The sequence below is a fragment of the Arthrobacter sp. 9E16 genome, from assembly GCF_002929435.1.
Taxonomy (GTDB): Bacteria; Actinomycetota; Actinomycetes; order Actinomycetales; family Micrococcaceae; genus Arthrobacter_B; species Arthrobacter_B sunyaminii.
Window position 1 is genome coordinate 63923 of the sequence record NZ_PJIU01000003.1, and the last position, 19825, is coordinate 83747.

Consider the following 19825-nt stretch of genomic DNA (forward strand, 5'->3'; position numbering starts at 1 on the left):
ACTCCCTTGTATGAGTGATGGTGAAACAGAAGGGTTTGGTGCTTACTGCAGCTCGAGGGCGGTCCACGAGACCGGGGGAAGGGTCACGGTGACCGTTCCGTTTTCGATGCGCGCGCTCTTGTTGGGTTCGGGGACCACCCGGTCCTGGTCCTGGAGGGTGTTGCCGGCGGAGTAATCGTCGTCATGCAGGGTCTGCGCGCTGCGGACGCTTTCGACGCCGAGCGGGCCGGCATCGATGCTGACGGTCACGGTGTCGGTGAGGCTGCGGTTGACCAGGAACACCGCGGCGGTTCCGGCGGCGTCGTCGTGGGTGGCGACGGCGTCGACCATGGGGACGTCGCCGTAGGCGTCGGTAACCATGGCGGGGGAGTCGATCTTCGGATCCAGGACCGTGCCGCGGGCCAGCCGCGAGGTGATCGCGAACGGGTAGAAGGTGGTCTGCCGCCACGCGGGTCCCTGCGGCTCGGTGGTGATCGGCGCGATCACGTTCACCAGCTGGGCCAGGCTGGCGGCGGTCACCCGGTCTGCATGGCGGAGCAGACTGATCAGAAGACTCCCGACGACGACGGCGTCCATCGCCGAGTAGGCGTTCTCCAGCAGGCGCGGCGCCTGCGGCCACTCGGAGGCATCGGTGATCTTCTCGACGTCGTTGTAGACGCTTTGGTACCAGACGTTCCATTCGTCGAAGGACAGGTACATCGTCTTGTCGCTGCGGCGGACGGCCTTCACATGGTCGGCGCTCGCAACCACCGAGTCGATGAAGCGGTCCATGCTGACTGCCGAGGCCAGGAAGCTGGCCATGTCGCCGTCGTGCGGCTCGTAGTAGGCGTGGCAGGAAATGAAGTCGACGTCGTCGTAGGTCTCTTCCAGGACCGTGCGCTCCCAGTCGCCGAAGGTTGGCATGCCGGCGCCGGAGCTGCCGCAGACCACGAGTTCCAGCGTTGGGTCCAGCTGGCGCATGGCCCGCGCGGTTTTGCCGGCGAGACGCGCGTATTCTACGGCGGTGCCGTGGCCGAGCTGCCAGGGGCCGTCCATCTCGTTGCCCAGGCACCACATGCGGATGGCGTGCGGCTCCGGGCTGCCGTTGGCCACGCGCTGGTCCGAAAGCGTGGTGCCGGAGGGGATGTTGGCGTACTCGAGGACGTCCAGCGCTTCCTGCACGCCGCGGGTGCCGAGGTTCACCGCGTACATGAGTTCGCCGTCGACCTCTTTGATCCAGCGGGCGAACTCATCAAGGCCCACTTCGTTGGTCTCTGTGGAGTGCCAGGCGAGGTCCAGCCGCTTGGGCCGCTGCTCGCGGGGGCCCACGCCGTCCTCCCAGCGGTAGCCGGAGACGAAGTTTCCGCCCGGATAGCGGATGGTGGATACGCCCAGTTCGCGGACCAGTTCGATGACGTCGCGGCGGAAGCCGTCCTCATTGGCGGTGCGGTGCCCGGGTTCGTAGATGCCGTCATAAACGGCGCGGCCGAGGTGTTCCACAAAGGAGCCGAAGACTCGTCGGCTGACTGGGGCCACCGTGAAATGCGGGTCAAGGGTGAGGCGGGCTTGGGGCATTGGGACTCCGTTGTCGAAATGTTCCAGTGCCGGCGTGGTTCCGGCGTTGCGGGGAAGGCTTTTTTCTTGGGTGCTGGTGGTGCAACCTTGGTGAGGTACAACGTTGTACCCGGAACGCTAAACCGCGCATGGTTGAGGCGTCAAGAGTCCTGGGCATTGTTTTTGTGCGGCTAGGATTTGAAGACGTTTTGGCCGCAGAGGCTGCAGGGCAGGAAAGGGCGCCTTCGAAACATGAATCCAACGCTTCACGATGTTGCCCGTGCCGCCGGCGTTTCCATCAAGACGGTCTCCAATGTCCTTAATGACAATCCCAAAGTGGGGCCGGAAACGCGCTCGCGGGTGAGCCGGATTATTGACGAGCTGGGATACCGCCCCAACCTGTCCGCGCGCGGATTGCGGTCCGGTAAAACGGGAGTGATTGGGCTGGCCGTTCCCTCCATTCGGGAAAATTACTTTGCCGAACTGGCGGATTCCGTTATTCGTGCCGCGGCGACAAAGGGTCTGCGGGTTTTGATTGAACAGACCAACGGTGAGCGGAAGCTGGAACTGGCGGCCCTCTCCGGCGGACGGCTGCGCTTCGTGGACGGCATGCTGTTCAGTCCTGCCGCGCTGGGGCAGGACGACGCCGGCGCCCTCACCGTGGATGAACCCCTGGTGCTGCTGGGCGAGCGGATTTTCGGCGGACCGACCGACCACGTCACCATGCACAACACGTCTTCGGCGCGCGCCGCCGTCGAACACCTGCTGGGCCTTGGCCGGTCACGGATAGCCCTGGTGGGTGCGCCGGAGATCTCGGAGGACGCCGCCAGCTCGGCCAGCCTGCGCGAGCGCGGCTACCGCGAAGCGCTGGCGGCGGGGGACATTTCCTTTGATTCGGAGCTGGTGGCCCGCGGCGGCAGCTGGGGGCGGGACACCGGAGCCGAGGCCATCCGCGGCCTGTGCCGCCGGGGCGTCGGCTTTGACGCCGTCTTTGCGCTGAACGATTCCCTGGCACTTGGTGCCCTGCGCCAGCTGGCGGTGGAGGGTCTGCGCGTGCCGGAGGACGTGGCCGTGATCGGCTTCGACAACATCGACGAGGGCCGCTTCTCCCTGCCCTCGCTGACCACGGTGGATCCCGGCCGGGACGAGATCGCCGAAACCGCGGTGCAGCTTTTGGTGGAGCGGATCGGGGAGAAGGGGGAGCCTTTGGCGCCCCGGACGGTGAAGGCCGGGTTTCGGATTGTCCGTCGCGAGTCCACCGGGTTTAGGGACGACGACGGGGGTGGGGGCGGTGACGGGGATAGCGGCAGCATCCCCTGACGCTTCTGTATGTCGATCTGGAGGATAGTTTCCACGCCGGAATGCGGGCAGCAGGACGGGGATCGGCAAACCCCGGCGGGGAGATACACGGCGAGGTGGACCTTGTTTTGTTGAGGATTAAAGCGTCATATACTTTAACCGCCGTTGAGGCAGTACCTCAATAGGATTTTGGGGACACCACAGCGACACCTGAGTTTTCCTTGACGCCTGCCGTGCGTCGGAACCGTTTGGGATCCGAAGATTCCCCTTGTTCTAGAGCATCAATAGAATCAGGGAGACAAAATGGCGATCAAGCCAGAACAGAATAACGGGGATGCTTACACGGAGGGCTCCGGCTCCCCGAACGAGCCTCACTCTGACGCGATTTATTCGGGTGAATCCGTTCCTGCGGACCAGCAGGATGAGCCTGCAAATGAAGCAGTGGGCGACACATCATGGACAAAAATATGCCCTAAATGCAGCGTTGCGAACGAAGGTCTCGGGGAATACTGTCCTCACTGCGGCGCCTCCTATGCTCGGGGCCGGAAGTTGAAATTCAGCAAGAAGGCCATCATCATCACCTTGGCGGTTCTGCTTGCTCTGGGTGCGGTCACTGGGATCACCTTGGGGGTGCAGCATTCTCAGCAGGTTGAGGCTGAAGAAGCAGCCGATCGGGCTGCCCGGGCAGCGGCAGCTGCTGCTGAAAAGGAACAGGAACGCCAAGCGGAGGCTAAGGCCGAAAGTGAGAACGGCCAGCGGGCGCTTCGCGCTCTCATTGTCGAGGGGCTGCAGGAAGCCGTGCAGAAGGACGCTGTAAAACGCGTAGATGAAGGAAGTCTTGACGGTCCGATCATGCGTACCGAATGTACCCCTCTGGGCGGAGGATCCATAGATGATTTGACGGCCATCACGGGGACCTTCGAGTGCATTGCAGTCAACGAAAAGCGTGATGACGGAACTGAATCGGGATACATCTTTTCTGCGACAGTGAACTGGGACGCGGCCAGCTACTCTTGGCGCTTGGGCAGGTAGGTCACTGCAGCTCGCTGCCTCTGGTCACGAAAACGTGTAAGGCGACAGGCAGCGACGGCAGATTCCCGGGCCGAGGGCTGATGGCTCCGGCCCGGGAATCCTCTGCTGTTAGCGGCCGGTCTTGGCGAACAGGCCTGCCATTTCCTCAGCCGTCAGTTCGGTGCCCGCGCCGTTGTAGATCGCGTTGGTAACCACCGTCCAGGAAGCGCGCGGCCAAGTGCGGAAGGTGATGTGCCCGCCGGCAATCGTCACGTCCCCCTCACCGACGTCGAACGAGGCAATGTTCGTTGCTCCGTTGAGCGCTTCGGCGCCCAGTGCATAGCCGCTCACCAGCGGGTTGCCCTCGGCGGGGTACTGCGAAACTGAGGTTCCCTCCCCGGTCAGGCGGAAGGCGGCGTCGTTGTTGAACCAGGTGGGCCAAGACGCCGGCATGCCCCAGGCTGCGGGCTGGGCCGTGTCATAGTCCTGGGCCAGCAGGGCGCCGGGAACATTGAAGGCGGCGCGGTCCGCCGGGGTGATGTTCTCCACCGGCAGACTCATTGCAGAGGCCGCGGTGAGAGACGAGGACCCCAGGGCAAGGACGCTGCCGCCCTGCTCGGCGAACTCCGCGAGCTTCTGCGGTGCATCCGGCACACCGGCCGCCCAGGCGAATTCCTCCGGGTACTTGGTGGTGTCCAGCCCGGTGGTCAGCCGTTCGGTGGAGATGCCCGGTGCGAGCACAATGGAGTCGAACTTCTCGGACAGGTTGGCGTAGTCCGCGGCTTCGACCACTTCATAGTTCGAGCCGAACTGGTCCATCATCCACATCAGCCAGCCGCCGGGCATGTTGTTAGCCCCGCGGACCAGGCCGATCCGGGTGTTGTCCGCGAGTTTGATCGCGCCGGTGTCCGGCATCTGCGCCGTGGCGTAGACCGGCAGGCTGGTTTCGCGGATGGCACGGGTTAGGGCGCCGCGGGCACCGCGTTCGCCGGCGGGAACCATCAGCGCACCGGGAGCAAACTCCTGCCCGTTCACGGTGATCGGACCGGCAGCGCGGTAGGTATCCACCCCGGCATCCTGCAGATCGTCAATGATCCGGCCCAGACCGTAGGACTCGGCGCTGAGAATGTAGGCGCCGTTGTTTCCCGGCGGCCGGGGCATCTGAACCCGATCCTGCCGGATTTCGCGCACCTGCCGGGTAGCAGTCTCGAACGGCTCCTGAACCGCGGCAACATCCACGCCCATGAACAGGGCGATGTTGTCGGTGGTTTCGCTGTACGGCATGATCAGCGGACAGTCGGCGCACTTGCGGGCGCTGTCCGGATACTCGTCGATGCGCAGCAGCTGATCCACCCAGCGGCCCAGCGGCTGCTGGGTGCGCAGGATGTAAGAACCGGCGGCGAATTCCCGGCCTTCAGCAGTGAAGGCTGCCGTGGCCTGCTCGATTTCCACCTCGCCGAAGTCGAAGATCCGCATCATGTCATACACGGCGTAGGGGTCGCGCTGGCCGCTGGGCACCACATAGGCGTACGGGCCGCCCTCCCAGTCAACACTGTTCATGTTCACCCGGTAGAGGTTGTTCAGCAGCCACGACTGGGGATCCGACGCCACGGTGTTCATGCCTGAGAAAGCCGCTGACGTGGCGTACTGGACAATCTGCTTCAGCGTCCAGGTGTCGGAATCGTAGGGCAGGGGCGAGCGCATCGTTTTGTCGACCGGTTCCAGCACGCCGTCTCCGGTGTAGGGGTAGGCCAGGTCGCGGACGGAGGCAATCTCGGTCAGGAAGGTGGAGGTGCCCAGGAAGGTGCCGTAGCCGGCGACGTCGGCGTTCCAGAGGATGCCGTACGCGTCGTCGGACTTCACGCCCTTCAGGCCTTCGGCCACGAGGTCACGCTGGGTGAACTGGCCCAGCGCGTTCGAGGAGGAGATGGCGATGGGATCCACAGCCGTGGAGAGCGGCTCGTCATAGGGCGGGGTCCAGATCCGCGGACTGTTGGTCCCGGCCTGGTGCATGTAGTGCTGAACCACCGGACGGTATTTCTGCTCCAGCATCACCCGGGTCCGGGATTCCTTCTGCGTGAACATGAACCAGTCGCGGTTGTTATCGTGCCCCACATAGGAGTGGTAGAGATCCGGATAAACGCGGTTGTACTCCGTGCCCGCGGTTTCGTTGAAGTAGTCCACCACCATCTGCTGCCCGTCCGGGTTGGCGGAAGGAACGATCAGCACCACCATCCTGTCCAGAATCTTGTTCATGGCGTCGGAATCTTCGGTGGCGAGGCGGTGGACGACGTCGACCAGCGCCTGCGTGTTTCCCACTTCCGTTGCGTGGATGGAGGCCTCAATGTAGTAGACCGGGACGGTTCCGGCGGCGACCTTCCGGGCGTAGTCCTCTTCCTCCATCCCGGCCGCGGCCGCCTCGGCAACCATGGCCTCAGGATCGGACAGCCGCTCGTTGGTGGCGAGGATTTCATCCAACCGGTTGAGGTTCTCCTCACTGCTCATCCGGAGGATTGGATACTCGTTGTTGTCAGTGGTGCGGTCCACCACTTCGTAGTCCACTTCCGGGGACTGCGCGGCGATCGTCTCGAAGTAGTCGCTGATGTCCGCGAAGGACGCGAGCCGACCCTCGTCGCCCATCTCGAAGCCGAAGTACTCGGCAGGGGCGGGAAGGTCCGGCAGTTTGCTGCCGGGCGGTGCATCGCCGCGATAGCCGGTGGCCGGCGATATGGCCAGTCCCAGCAGGGCGAGCGAGGCAAGAAGGGCTGTGGCGGATTTGTGCCTTGTCTGCATGGAGGAATCCCTCATACGGGCCGCGGCCAACTCCGGCCACGGCAGGGTGCTGCTCGTATACAGCGCATCGGAAACATGCGGTGTTGCAGCTGATGGTGCCCGGCCGTCGTCGCACCGGGCACCATCCGCCGTGTCTGTGCCGCACCCAGTGGTGATGCGGCGGCGCGAGTGTAGGAGGGAGGCTAAGGGGCTGGTTGGCAAGGATCAACCGTTGTGGACGGATTTTGGTCGGGTCGGCGGAACTGCTGTTGTTTCTTCTCCGAAAGTGTGACTAGGGATGCAGGGCCAACAGTTCCTGATGCCTCACCCGGCGAGTAGCTTCGCCCGGCGGACGGTCCGGGAAGAAGTGATTTGAGGACTTTTGGAACAGGTGATGCCGGATGGCACCGAATCTTCAGGCGTCCTTGAGATCGATTCCCTTGGTTTCCGGCATGAGCCACACTGCCACCGCAGTGCACAAGCACAAGAACATGATGTACACGCTCGACAGCCAGCCCACACCCCACTCAATCAACAGCGCATTCAGGTACGGGGCAGTACCACCAAACACTGCCACCGAAATGGAGTAGGCAAAGCCGATGCTTTGCGTCCGCACTTTCGTTGGAAAGTTCTCCGACAATGTGGCGGCAAGCAACGCTCCCGGAACAGCGACAACCAGCAAGGCAAGGGAAGAAGCGACCAGCAGGGTCCAAGGCTCAGAGGAAATCAGGCCCATCAGAGGCAATTGAACCAAGATCATCACTGCGGCGAAACCGATCATCATCGGGCGGCGCCCCACCTTGTCCGAAAGCCTCCCCCAGAAGGGCAGGGAGACAAGGGCTATCAGCTGTGCGATGACGGAGGACCAGTAAGCGGAGGAAGCGGACATCCCCTGCTGCGTGATGGCGTAGGTGGACGCGTAGGAGGTCCAGGTGTAATGGGCGGCGGTGATACCGGAAGTCATAGCGATCATCAGCAGGATGGCACGGACTACCTGCTTACGGGCCAGCGGCGTCGGCCGACTGTCGGCGGCAGCCTTGTCCTCATCGTGGAAAACGTCGCTCTCGTCCATCCCCTTCCGCAGGTACAGGGCGGCCAGAGCAAGGAAGGCACCCAACAGGAAAGGGATCCGCCAGCCCCAAGCAGCAACTTCACTTTCCTCGAGCACGGCCGTCACCGTTCCGCCTACGGTGTAGGCAAGCACCGATCCGGCGAAAATCGCGACAAAAACAATGCTGCCCCACATGCCCCGGCGATGCGCGGGGGCAATCTCAGCCACGTAAGTATTGGCGGTGGCGGATTCACCACCGTGTGCGAAGCCCTGGCTGACACGGGCCAGCAGAAGGATGATGGAGGCCCACACGCCCACAGTGGCGTAGGTGGGCATGAGCCCGATGACAAGGGAGCCGCCGGCCATCATCAGCATGGTAGTGATGAGGACGAACTTTCTTCCCTTCTTGTCTGCGATCCGCCCAAACACGATGCCGCCGAGAGGACGCATCAGGAAACCGACGGCGAAGACAGCCAAGGTGGAAAGCAGCGCTGATACCGGGTCGTCCGGGTTGAACATTGCCGCAGCAATGAAGGGAGCGAAAACAGCGTAGGCACTCCACTCATACCACTCCAGAATGTTGCCGACGGTGCTTGCCGCCAGCGAACGCTTTTTGGACCTGCCCGCCGGGGCAATGGCCGCACCCGATGCTGGAATTGAGGAATATTGTGCTGACATGCTGGGGCTCCTTTGCCGTTCAGACTGTGACGGGACTTACGGGCTTACGGGACTGCTGAAACTACGGATAAAACTGTGGACGGAATTACAGGTCGTGCATGTGCCGCCTTGCCTGCTGCAGCAGGTGAGGGACTCCGGCTTCCAGCGAGGGTCCGAAGACTTCGTCGCCGGGACGCTCGCCCTGGAGCCAGCGGGTATAGATTGCTTCGCAGAAGATCGCAGACTTCCAAAGGGCCAGCACTTGGTACCAGGGAAGAGGGCCCATCTCGAAGCCGGTCCGTTCCGCGTAGCGGTCCACCAGCTGTGTTCTGTTCCAGTACCCGGGTTCACGGGTGACCGGAGTGAGCTCCATGACGGTTGGTGCGCTCGCCGGGTCCGAATAGGTGGCGGTCAGATACCCCAGATCCGCCAGGGGATCACCCAGCGTTGCCATCTCCCAGTCGAGGATCCCCGCTACCGAGGCAGGGGCGGAGCCGGAGAACAAAAGGTTGCCCATGCGGTAGTCGCCGTGGACGACTGACATGCCCTGCGAGTCGGGCCGGTTTTTCTCCAGCCAATCCGCGAGGTCATGGACCTCCGGAAGGTGACGGGTGGTATTGGTTTCCCAGAGGCCGGAAAAGCGCTTCACCTGGCGCTCAAGGTATCCTTCCGGCCGGCCCAAGCCCGAGAGATCCGGCTTGGTCACATCCACTCTGTGCAGCTGGGCGAGGGCATCGACGACGGCGCGGCTGGTGGCTTCCCGCTGGCCGCGTGATTCAAGGGCTGGCGGGACGGTATCGGTGATTACCACCCCCTCTACGAAGGACATGACGTAGAAGGGCACCCCCAGCACGGATTCATCGGTGCAGACAGCGAGGATCCGGGGCACGAGCACTCCCTCGGCATGCAGCAGCTGCTGGATTCGGGCTTCCCGGACCATGTCATGGGTGGAGGGCGGTAGGGGTGGCCGGGGCCCGCGGCGCAGTACATACGTCTGGTCGCTGCGTTGAATCCGGTACGTAATGTTGGACTGTCCGTCTCCGATCCGTTCCCAGGCCAGCGGGCCGGTGCCGAAGCCCTGTTCGTCGAAGAATGCTGTTACCGAATCCAGGATGAGCAGTGGAGGGCTGGGCAGTGCACGGGCTTCCGCCGTCGTCGTCACTACTTCCACGCCGTCCGGCGTCATCCGTGTTTGGATGCTCATCGGGTTCCTGGTTCGCGCAGCGCCTTGCGGCGAATCTTGCCGGTCTGCGTCTTGGGCAGATCCTCGATGAGGTGGACGATTCGGGGGTACTTGTAGGCGGCGAGGCGCTGCTTGGTGAACTCGATGACTTCCTCCTCGGTAAGAGTGTGTCCGGCCTTCACCGAGACGTACGCGACCACTGTTTCTCCGCGGTACGGGTCGGGCTGGCCGACAACGGCGGCTTCAAAGACCGCGGGGTGTTCGTAGAGCACGTCCTCAACCTCGCGGGGCCAGACCTTAAAGCCGGACACATTGATCTGGTCTTTGAGCCGGTCCACGATGTAGACCCAGCCGTTCTCATCAACGATGGCTACGTCCCCTGTGCGAAGCCGGCCGCCGGGCATGGTCCGCTCGGTCGCTTCGGCATTGTTCCAATAGCCGGGAACAATCTGCGGTCCCGCCAGCTCCAGTTCTCCCTGTTCGCCCGCGGGCAGCGGATTACCGTCGGCGTCGATGATCCGCACGGTGACGTTGGGCAGCGGGAGGCCGATGGACAGGCTTCCGCTCAGCGGGTCGACGGGAGCCTTGACGCCCGGCGGCACGGCTATGACGCCCGACGTCGTTTCCGTCATGCCGTAAATGTTGTGGATGTATTTCCCGAACCGCTTCTGGAAACCCTCCACCGTGGCTGGCGGAATGGGTGCGCCGCCGGAATACAGGGTGCGGATTGAGGTGAAATGCTCCGGGGTTGCACCGGGGTCCTGATAAATGGCGTTGAAGACGGTAATTGATCCCGTGGTGCAGGTGATGTGGTGTTCGGCTACGGCGTCCACGACGACGGCGGGATGGGTGCGGTTGATGAAGACCAGCGTGGTGTCGTGGAGGAGGGGCGCCATGGCGCCGAGCACGGCGCCGGTGATGTGGAACAGCGGAGCGACGGCCAGTACGCTGTCGCCGGGTTGCAGTCCCATCCACGCAGCCGAAGTCATGGCAACGTTGAGGACGTTGCTGTGCGTGTTCATCGCGCCTTTGGGCGGACCCGTGGTCCCCGAGGTATAGGTCAGCAGCGCCACATCGTCGGACATGAGTGCAGCGTCGCCGGGGGAGCGCCCGGCAAACTCGGAGATCAGGTCCGCCATGTCCCCGTCGGGAGAGGGCTCGACCGGCGTGGTGTTCGAAAAGACCCGGGGATCATTGCGGTTCTGGTATTCAAGCCCCGACGTCGTCACGATCCATTCCACTGAACTGCCGGCAACGGTGTCGGCAGTTGCAGAGTACAGGGTGTCTTCGGCAATGATTCCCCGGACCCGGGAATCATCAACAAGATGACGCAGTTCCCTGCCCCTGTACATGGGGTTAAGAAGCACTGCTGTTGCGCCCAGCTTCCACAGGGCAAGGAAGGAAATGGCATATTGCGGGATATTCTGCAGCTGGATGCCAATCCGGTCGCCGGGCCCCACACCGCGGCTTTCCAGAGCTGCGGCGAACGCATCGGACACTTCGTCCAGCTGGGCAGCGGACAGGGCGCCGTCAAAATAAGCGATTGCGGTTCCCTGGGGATTCGCCTGAACCCGGAGCCGCCAGGCCTCCACTAATGACGTGGTCTGAACGTTAAAGGGGGAGGGCAAGCCGGAAGGGTAAAAGCTGGTCGATGGAGGAGTCACACTGGCATCCACTGGGTGCTCACTTCCTTGTCGAGCTTGGGGCTCTGGGACGGGTGGCTACCGATCGATCGCTCGGTAGCCTTAGTGTGAAGTGGGACTCACGGGGTGTCAAGACTCAATGCGGGTAGTTCGGGAGGACAAAATGTCACACACAGTGCGAAACGGAGATTCGGCTTTGTCCACTTCCGGGAGCGGGTCCGGGTGGCGGACCTATGCGCAGAATGATCTGTCCCCGATACTTACCTGTGCCCTGCAGTGCTTTATGGAACACGGTTATCACGGCACGACTATTCGCCGGGTCGCGGCCCGCTGCGGGTTGTCCGTTCCCGGTCTTTATCACCACTATCCGTCCAAACATTCGCTTCTGGTGGCAATCACTTCGCATGCAATGGCGGATCTCCGGACCCGCAGCGAGCAGGCGCTGGCTGAAGCCGGGCCGTCCCTCTCGGATCAGTTTGATTTCCTGGTGGAATGTCTGGTGCTCTTCCACGCCCGGCGGACGGGACTGGCGTTTATCGCGTTCAGCGAGATTCGGAGTCTCGACACCTCAGCCCGGGCACGGCACATTGCTGCCCGCGATCGCCAGCAGGCTCTCATGTACGCCGTGGTTGAGCAGGGCGCGAAGTCCGGGGTCTTCGCCACTCCTTTTCCGCGCGAGGCCAGCCTGGCGGTCATCACGATGTGCACTGGAGTTGCTCAATGGTTCCGGTCCGACGGGGCACTGACGCCGGAGCAGCTGGTGGAGCGATTCCGCGAAATCACCAGGATGGCTGTCGGCAAGTGAGGCGGCAGACCTCCGTTCGGAGCTACTTCTTTTCCAGCTCCTGGTCCTTGGGCAGCACCTCTGCTGGGATGTGGGGGCCGTTCAGTGCACGCTTTTCCGAGATTTTGCCGGCTTTGAGTCCGTAAATATCCCAGCTGGTTCAGGCGCTCGTAGCTCTCGCTGGTCATGCGGACCCACTGGGGATCGAATCCTGCGGCAATGGCATCGATGCCGAGGATGCCCCCGAACAGGTCTTTTGCTGACTGGCTGGCGGACTGCGCCGACGAGGGGTTTACCTCGAGGCGTTCAAACAGGGCGGCTGCGGCCGCCTCCGAACCGGCCGCCAAGGCGCTATCGCCGGAAAGAACAATTTCAATTTCGCTTTGCACTTCGTCAGTGGGTTAATTCACAGGTTCATTGTGGCATATTGGCGGCTCGTCATCCGCCCAATATTTAGTATCGAAAAGGACTGCACTTAATTCCTGTGTAAGAGTGGCTCTATGAAGAAAATTATTGCACCAGTTGTTCTTGCCGCGGCTCTAGCTCTGACGGGGTGTGGAGGCGAAGAGGCACCCGCCGCCGGCGGTGTCGAAAATAAGGTTGCAGAAACTCCGCAGATCCCAGACCTTGACGGCGATTGGAAGCAGAGTAACGCCACCAATAAGGAGTCCTATCAGCAAGCAACTATTGCCGGGGACACCATCACAATCGAATGGGTCAGCGACGGGGGAGATACAACCTCCATCTATTGGGTTGGCTCGTACGAAGCCCCAACGGACGGGAATGAACCGCACACATGGGCGTCCCAGCGGGATACCGAGGCGACAGACTTTGCCCTCTTGGCGTCCAGTGACGAAACAAAAGAGTTCACATACGAAGAAAAGACCATCAGTTACAAGGTCAGTTTGATGGGGACCACTACAACTGTAGAGCTGGAAAAATAAGACAAAACCAGATTCGCTACGATCGGCCGAGTCGGCTTTTCCAGGGATGAAGCTGGTCGTAGGTCTCAGGCACCGGCATCCAGCCGCTAACATCCTGCAACCCCGGGGGCAGGGTCAGCTTTCGGCACCCAGTTCGCCGAGCATTTCCTGCAGGCGCCTTCCCCCGCTGCTTTCTTTCTCCTGGTCCGTAAGTTGATCGCTCAGGTCCTGCAGTCTCTTGCGCAACAACCGTTCTGCCTCAGTCAGAGCCTGTTCGTACCCGTCGGCCAGAAGGTAGGAATGGCTGTCGGTGGCCATTGCCACCAAATAATCCAGGAAGATTTCGAGAGCGCGAGCGGTTCGTCCATTCGTGTCTGGGCCCATTGACACGAGACTCAATTGGTTGGACCACATGCGCTCACCCAACGGATCTTTGGACAGCATCAGTGCTGTCGCGATCCCGTTCTTTTCATGCATTGCCTCGGGCAAGGCCCGGCGCACGTCATGGAGGATTTCGTGGAAATGGTCGTCCTCCAGCCCAAATCCCACGAACAACAGATGCTGCGTCATCAGTGTGGCTTTGACGAGCGCAGAAAGCGCGTTGCGCGAGACATTGAAACCTAGGTAATCGTCGCGGGTCAGGACAATGCTCTCCGGATCCGTCACGGAACCGTGAAGTTTCAGCAGCCAGGCGTTCTTTTCCTGGACTCCACCGGGGATTACGGTGCGGGGGAATCCGGCGTCGGCGGAGGCCGCCTCAAACAGCGTGTCGTAGTTCAAAGTAATAGCTTCACGCGAACCCAGGCTCGCCAGGAGCGCCGGCGCCAATCCGTAGCGTTTCAGGTCCACACGACTTGCTATGGCTTGGTTGAAGGACGTTTCGCCCCGGTTCACACGCTCGTTGAAGATGGACCGCAGGATGCCGGCCTGATCCAGGTTGCTGCGGTTCTTGAGGGACTCCTTCTCTCGATCGGAAAGCTGCGCATCCGAAGCCAGCCCGTCCAATAGCTGTCCCCAACTGGGCGCCCCCGCGCTCATACTGACTCCGGCCCCCATAAACGGAACAAGCCTGCCGCTGCGGGCATGGACGGCCAACGGTTCAGCTTGGTTTCGCAGGTCTTGATTCAGAGCTGGCCACCAGTCCGCGCCCTCGCGCTTCCGTAGCTCTTGTGCGAAGGCAAAGTCCTTCTCATCCCTAAGCACCAGGGCAACATCAACCTGCGCTTCGGCCGCAGCTCTCCGCGCCTCTTCGAGAAGGCGCTTGATGACATCCCCGACGACAAACCCCGCTCCGCCTCCGCCTGTTCCAAACAGCGGGATCCCGAGCAGTGGAACCGGCCGGGCCGTATCTGCTCGGCTCGGCGCCCACCGTGCTCTGGCCCTCTCGGCCGCCACACGAACAAACTCGCGCACCGGCGGGAGGAGATCCTCCACTGAGGAAATCCCCTCATAGGGCACCGCCGTGAGGACCGGCAGCGGTTCCCCGGCGGACCAGGAATCCAGGGGCTGGGTCAGCTTGGATCCGCTCGCGAAGTCTTCGTCCAGGTTTTCCTTCACCGCAGCTTCAAGTCCGCGTACAGCATCAAGCCAATGCTTCTTGATGCTGTACGTCCGGTCGGTGGGCAGCAGCCACGCGTCACATGCGAAGTTGGTCAGACTGCCTTTGGTCACGAAAACGTGCGATTCTCCCATGGGCGATTTCTACCACGAGCTACGGCCTGCGCTGGGACCTGCCCGGTTTGCGGGGGAGTCGCCGCGGTTCCCTTTCAGTTGCCGGGTTCTGTTGCCTGAGCAACGGCCACGGCCAGGACCTCTCGGAAGGCGGGGTTCGGATGAGCGTTGGGCAGGACCCGGCGCACATGCTCCAGAGATTCCAACGGAGTCACTCCGGCGGCACGCGCACCGTAGAGTGCTGCAACGGTCGGGGTTCGGGATTCGGCCCGGACACAGTGCAGCAACACGGTTTTGCCTTCAGCGCGGAAGCGTTCGACGGCGGCGGCAGCCTCCTGCAGGACATAGCCGGCGTAGGCGTTGGATTCCGGGGAGGCGGAATCCACCAGCCAGAACGTCGCCTGGTTCTCCGGGGCGATGCCGGTAACGTCATCCGTTCCCAACCGGCACAGACTGACCACTGCATCAATACCCATCTCCGCCGTCCTGCCGAGCGCACCTACCCCGCCAAGCCAGACGCCGTCGTCGTCGGGATGCTGAACCAGGACGTCGGTTCTGGACCACGAGCTGTAATCAAAATGCAGGGTACGAGGCCACGTGTCCGCCCGTCGCCCGTTGCCGGCGGCGAGTTCGACGCCGAGGGTCATCAGGTCACGCGTCCGCAGGCCCGGCCAGCTGTGCAGGTTCCGGCGCCATTCCAACGGCACGGCGGAGAAACCATAGGCGGCTCCCACCAATGACCCGGCGATGGCGGCCACCGTATCGGTGTCGTTGCCGCCACGGACGGCTTCTTCCAGTGCGGCCCGCAGATGGGCGGGACCGTTGCATCCGGCGCGCGTGCTGGTGATGGCGCTCCACGCACCCTGCAGCGCTTGCACCACCCAGCCGTTCTGAGTGAAGTCCCGCGGTCGGGATGATTCGGCCGTCTCGATCCGCTCCAGCCACAGGCCTGCGCGGTCCTCCGCCAGCAGGGGCAGCCCCGCACGGATATCCAATCGCCCGGTGAGAACAGCCTCTCGGATGGCGACGCACCACAACCCGCAGGCTTCCTGTGCGTCGGGTTCCACATGGGTAAGCGCGCTGAGCACCCCGGCCTGTGCCATGAGTTCCGCCGGTTCCCGGTTCAGGTAGGCCAGGGCCAGAGGAGCGGTGCGCATCAGCGATCCGTTGCCGCCGCTGCGGCCTGCGCGGTCGTGGAAGGCTTCTGCGGCGCGGGCAAAGTCGTCAGCCGTGACATCGGACCGGTGGTCCGCTGCCGCGGTCCGGCGGGCGGCGTCGATGAAGTTCCGGGTCTGCGAGCCTACGTCCTTGGCTCCGGCGGCCCACGCGCTCCAGGCCCGGGCGACGGCGTCCAGCGCGGCGGGGGCGGGGCCGGCGTCGAGGAGTGCTTCCGCGATGGGGATGGCCATGGAGGTGTCATCGGTCCATTCGGCCGGATCGAACCCGAACGGTCCGCCGCCTTTCATGGTGACGTCGGCGCCGTCGGGCAGGGGAGCGCCGAATTCGTAGCCGGCGCCGAGTGCGTCTCCGGCGGCCAAGGCCACGAGGACGCCGGCGGCGCGGTCATTCTGCAGGGAGTTCAGGTTCATGAGGCCTCCATGAGGAAGTGGTTGGTGTTCCAGTAGCTCACATGGACAATCTCGGGAGCCCGGTTGGGGAGCACGACGGCGATGCCCGAGGCACGCACGGGGCCGCGGGTTCCGTTGATGTGCCGGCTGCGCATGGTGTCGTGGCGTCGGACGTCGCCGCTGCCGTAGAACTCGCCGAAGTCCATGGGACCGGCGATGGCTGCCAGGTCCCGGGCTGCCTGCCCCGGCATCGGTGCGGCGTTCCGCGCAGAAGCAGGCAGCAGCTCGGCGTCTAGGAGTACGGCTTCGATGAGCTGGCGATAGTGCCGGCGGAACAGCGTGGCGGTGCCGAAGACTTCAAGCAGCAGCGGCTGCCCGGCAACTCCGATGACCACACCGCGCTGACCCTCGAGGGGTTTCGGAATAGGCGGAACGGACTGAGGCCGGGTGTCCGCGCCAAAGCGGTCCAGATGCTCCGGGAGGGAACTGGTTGCAGAGGGTCCGCGGGCGGCATCAAAGCGCCGGACCCGTTCCCAAATCTGTGCCTGGCTGTCGCGTCCCGGCGCTGCGCCGGCATATGCCAGCTCGGCGCGGACATTCACGGGTGCCCGCCGTGCCAGGCGGCGGTGGATGCTCTGGCCCGCCTCCCAGCGTCCGGCCTCAACGCAAAAGGTCTCAACGTCCATGGACTCACCGGGGCCGACGAGCACGTCGCGGGAACAGGTGCGGTGCTGCTGGCCACCCTCCAGCAGCTCGCCTTCGAGCAGCAGGGCATTGGTCTTTCCTTTATTCAGGATGGTCAGATTGCCCACCCTGGCGCCGGACGTCAGTTCTGAAACCGCGATGTCGGCGTTTAGGCCAGTGCTGATGCCTAGCCGTCCGGCACCGGCCGTCCAGACGGGAAAGATGGTGAGCGGGCCGGCGGCGGTGCCGGCACCTACGTGGAGCTGTGGAATCTTCATGGTGAACCCCTTCCTTTAGCGCATATCTGCGCTAAGTGATTCCAGTATGCACCGGTTGCATCTTTTGCGCAAGATTGAGATAAATAGGGGTATGAGTGAGTCCAGTAAACCCTTGCCCCTCCTGGAATATCCCCGGCCGTCTGTCGCCGTGGACACCGCTGCCTTGACGGTTGACGCCGGCGAGCTCAAAGTCCTGCTCGTACGCCGGCGGGAGGAACACCGCACGGGGGAGTGGGCGCTGCCCGGCACCTTCCTGCGGGAGCGCGAAACCTTGGCGGCCGCCGTCCTGCGTTCCCTCCGGGACAAAGCCGGGATCGAGGGGCGGGTCCCGCAGCAGCTCCACGTCTTCGACGATCCGGACCGGGACGACCGGGGGTGGACGCTGTCAGTGGCGCACGTGGACGCGGTCCCTACTCAGGATTTGGAGAAGCCGGTGCAGTCCGACGACGTTCGGCTGGCCTCGGTTACGGCGGATGGGGAGTTGATAGCCGGGCTGCCCTACGGGCACGCGGAGATGGTGCTTCTGGCTGCTGACCGGCTGCGGCAGGACTACGCGCAGACTCCCGACCCGGCGGGCCTGCTGCCCGAGCCCTTCACCCTGAAGGAGCTTCGGGACTTACACGAGGCGGTCGCCGGACGGCCTTTGATGCGCGACACCTTCCGGCGGCTTATGGAACCGCAACTTGTCGGTACCGGGCAGATGTCCGACGGTACGCGCGGCCGGCCGTCGCGGTTGTGGAGGCGCGGGAAGACTTAGGGGACGTTTGTCCCCGCAACGGAGTGCATATTCTGCGTGGAGCAATAGCCTGGTTGTCGCCACAACCAGATGGGGTCGTGGGAAATCACGCGTTAGCTCGAGTGTGTCCTTTTCTGGGCTAAGACGACGACGGATGCCCTGCGCCAATTTGTGGGGACCGCTTCGAAGGCGCCGATGTGCGTTTTGGTCATCCTTCGGCGCAGCAAAGGAGGCCTCGCCGACGACCCATCTCCTAGACAGCTCGCGCTTGGCGCGAGGCACTGAGGTGATGAACGTATTGGAAGTAAACGAGTCTCCAATAAGTGCCAGGGCAGGTGAAAGTGCGCGCCTAATCCTTGCGGCGTCGGTCGTCGCTAATGGATCGGAATCTCGTTCTGTCTGTTGCAATCCCGCTGACGCAACGCCTGCAGATTTCCCGCGGTTGGTGAGCACGGAGCTCTCGTTGACGCAAGATGATATGGCCCCAAAATGGTGATTCTAAATTGGGCCTGCCGGGGTCACCTTATGTAAATGTCGGTAAATTTGCCGCTGCTCTATTAGCAGTAATCATGGCCCGTTCGTATAGGATCTCGGCGGCTAGATCATATGAATCCCAGGTCTTGTCGTCTAAATAATATCCATGACTGTTTGTCACATATCCGCGACTCATAAGAGGTCCCGCCATTCGACTTACGCAACGAACCTTATTCCCAAAACCGTTTAATCCGCGATTTCCTAGTATATCTACCCACACCACCCAGTCAAAAGGGTTTCTGAGGTCGATGATCCATGCGGTTCGGTTCTCTATTCGTTTCCAGCGCTCAGCATTCCGTGGAAGTATCGGAACATGGAGTAAGACGAGAAGGCGGACTCGTATATCTCCGCATTCGATTGCCTCCATGATCACGTTTCCGCCATGGCTATGGGCGTACACAGTTTCTAGTTCTTTTATTCCTTTGGCGCGGCACCATTCCACTAGTTGAGCCGCAGCTAAAGTGCGTTCTCGCTTGCTGTACTGTCCGGACCATCGAAAATAATCATTCTTATGATAAAGATCCTTGCTGCAGATCTTACGAATTCTCCGTGGAAGGTCAGCAGTGGGTTTGTACCATCCAGTTTCGGATAACCGTGCAAAAGTTCCGTGAAGCACGACGCTTACAGAGTCGTTCTCGTCATTGTTGGCGCCTAATATTCGCTGCTTGCTTTCATCTTTCCCTTCGAACTCCTTAGAAGGGTCTTGTTGTGTCGGATACTCATACTCGGGCCGGGGTTCAAATGAGGTCTCCGCCATGAGTCTCACGATCTCATCAGAAGATTCCAATGCCTCTTCAAGGATGGGACGCACTCTGTGCTCGCTGCGTTTATGAAGATGAAACAGTGCGGCGGCAGATGCAGTGCGCACCCGTTCATGGGAACTTGTCATGCTGATATTAAGAAGCGCGAATCCAGATCTAGATGAGCTGTATCGAAATATGTTTGAGTAGAGTCGTTCTATAATATCTATATTTGTAGCTGCCCGGAAGATCGTTGGATCATCAAGTTCTCTATCTCTATAGAAATTTTCCTCTTTCGATACCGTTCGGGTTTCGACGTATCTTTGGAAAGCTTCACTAACGTATAATTCATCAGAGGTTTCAGGGAAATTTTGCCCCTCCTGCCGAGATGACAGAGCCAATCGAGTAAGAGTTGACAGTGAAAGACTCAGGCTTGTCTTGGTGGCCTGTCGGGGCAGCGGAACACCGAGGTCGTAAGCGTCTGCGTATAAGTCTTCCGGTTCGTTCCAATCGCTTTCGTAATGGAGCAAGCCACGAGCCATGCATAGCAGTTGGGTGACCTGGCTGTTGACATGCGAAGGGGTATCCCCGCCGAATGCTTCAAGGCCTCGAATTAAGCTCCACTCCGCGTCATTGCCGTCAAAACTCAAAAGTCTGCTCCCAAAAATGTAAGAAATTCTCAGTAACCTACCACATTGATTGCTCTTTTTCGGGAGAACTGCGACCGCCCTCGCAGTCTGCAGGCCGAGGCCTCCGGC

14 protein-coding genes and 1 pseudogene are annotated in these 19825 nt (G+C 62.0%); 6 read left to right on the forward strand and 9 right to left on the reverse strand.

Annotated features, from left to right (window positions below; all coding sequences use genetic code 11):
* Positions 1 to 42: 42 nt before the first annotated feature.
* Positions 43 to 1554 carry an alpha-N-arabinofuranosidase gene (locus CXR00_RS12745; protein WP_104054949.1) on the reverse strand — a complete coding sequence of 504 codons (1512 nt, stop codon included), beginning with the start codon at positions 1552 to 1554 and terminating at the stop codon, positions 43 to 45.
* Positions 1555 to 1785: 231 nt separating this feature from the next.
* Here CXR00_RS12745 and CXR00_RS12750 point away from each other — a divergent pair, with 231 nt between their 5' ends.
* Positions 1786 to 2853 carry a LacI family DNA-binding transcriptional regulator gene (locus CXR00_RS12750; RefSeq protein ID WP_104054950.1) on the forward strand — a complete coding sequence of 356 codons (1068 nt, stop codon included), beginning with the start codon at positions 1786 to 1788 and terminating at the stop codon, positions 2851 to 2853.
* Between the two features lie 282 nt (positions 2854 to 3135).
* Entirely contained in the window at positions 3136 to 3864 is a 729-nt protein-coding gene (locus CXR00_RS12755) for a hypothetical protein (RefSeq protein ID WP_146068499.1), read from the forward strand.
* Between the two features lie 108 nt (positions 3865 to 3972).
* On the opposite strand, the gene CXR00_RS12760 is transcribed toward CXR00_RS12755, so the two are convergent.
* The 4 genes from CXR00_RS12760 to CXR00_RS12775 form a co-directional block, all read right to left on the reverse strand.
* Positions 3973 to 6636, reverse strand: coding sequence for a M14 family zinc carboxypeptidase (locus CXR00_RS12760; RefSeq protein WP_181032556.1), 2664 nt, complete (start codon positions 6634 to 6636; stop codon positions 3973 to 3975).
* A 394-nt stretch (positions 6637 to 7030) separates the two neighbouring features.
* Positions 7031 to 8344, reverse strand: a complete 1314-nt coding sequence (locus CXR00_RS12765) for an MFS transporter (protein ID WP_104054953.1) — start codon at positions 8342 to 8344, stop codon at positions 7031 to 7033.
* Positions 8345 to 8429: 85 nt separating this feature from the next.
* Entirely contained in the window at positions 8430 to 9527 is a 1098-nt protein-coding gene (locus CXR00_RS12770; protein WP_258060443.1) for a phosphotransferase family protein, read from the reverse strand.
* Complete coding sequence (locus tag CXR00_RS12775) at positions 9524 to 11134, reverse strand: class I adenylate-forming enzyme family protein (RefSeq protein WP_219816015.1); 1611 nt, start codon at positions 11132 to 11134, stop codon at positions 9524 to 9526. Before CXR00_RS12775 ends, CXR00_RS12770 begins: the two co-directional genes overlap by 4 nt.
* A gap of 178 nt (positions 11135 to 11312) precedes the next feature.
* Between CXR00_RS12775 and CXR00_RS18600 the strand changes: the two are divergent.
* The 3 genes and pseudogenes from CXR00_RS18600 to CXR00_RS12785 form a co-directional block, all read left to right on the forward strand.
* Positions 11313 to 11534: pseudogene (locus tag CXR00_RS18600) on the forward strand (TetR/AcrR family transcriptional regulator); the annotation flags it as partial.
* Between the two features lie 3 nt (positions 11535 to 11537).
* A complete protein-coding gene (locus CXR00_RS18605; RefSeq protein ID WP_258060532.1) occupies positions 11538 to 11954 on the forward strand; it encodes a hypothetical protein in 417 nt (138 codons plus the stop codon).
* A gap of 479 nt (positions 11955 to 12433) precedes the next feature.
* The gene (locus CXR00_RS12785) at positions 12434 to 12877 is read left to right on the forward strand and encodes a hypothetical protein (RefSeq protein ID WP_104054955.1); all 444 of its coding nucleotides are present in this window, start codon (positions 12434 to 12436) and stop codon (positions 12875 to 12877) included.
* A gap of 114 nt (positions 12878 to 12991) precedes the next feature.
* Here CXR00_RS12785 and CXR00_RS12790 read toward each other — a convergent pair whose 3' ends face one another.
* The 3 genes from CXR00_RS12790 to CXR00_RS12800 all read right to left on the reverse strand — a co-directional run bounded on the left by CXR00_RS12790 (position 12992) and on the right by CXR00_RS12800 (position 17057).
* A complete protein-coding gene (locus CXR00_RS12790) occupies positions 12992 to 14548 on the reverse strand; it encodes an SIR2 family protein (RefSeq protein WP_104054956.1) in 1557 nt (518 codons plus the stop codon).
* 74 nt (positions 14549 to 14622) lie between these two features.
* The gene (locus CXR00_RS12795; RefSeq protein ID WP_104054957.1) at positions 14623 to 16116 is read right to left on the reverse strand and encodes an ADP-ribosylglycohydrolase family protein; all 1494 of its coding nucleotides are present in this window, start codon (positions 16114 to 16116) and stop codon (positions 14623 to 14625) included.
* The gene (locus CXR00_RS12800; protein WP_104054958.1) at positions 16113 to 17057 is read right to left on the reverse strand and encodes a DUF6569 family protein; all 945 of its coding nucleotides are present in this window, start codon (positions 17055 to 17057) and stop codon (positions 16113 to 16115) included. The genes CXR00_RS12795 and CXR00_RS12800 overlap by 4 nt, the downstream gene beginning before the upstream one ends.
* Before the next feature lie 112 nt (positions 17058 to 17169).
* Between CXR00_RS12800 and CXR00_RS12805 the strand changes: the two genes are divergently transcribed.
* Positions 17170 to 17814 carry an NUDIX hydrolase gene (locus tag CXR00_RS12805; RefSeq protein ID WP_258060444.1) on the forward strand — a complete coding sequence of 215 codons (645 nt, stop codon included), beginning with the start codon at positions 17170 to 17172 and terminating at the stop codon, positions 17812 to 17814.
* 502 nt (positions 17815 to 18316) lie between these two features.
* Here CXR00_RS12805 and CXR00_RS18060 read toward each other — a convergent pair.
* Entirely contained in the window at positions 18317 to 19717 is a 1401-nt protein-coding gene (locus CXR00_RS18060) for a hypothetical protein (protein ID WP_146068500.1), read from the reverse strand.
* Positions 19718 to 19825 lie beyond the last annotated feature (108 nt).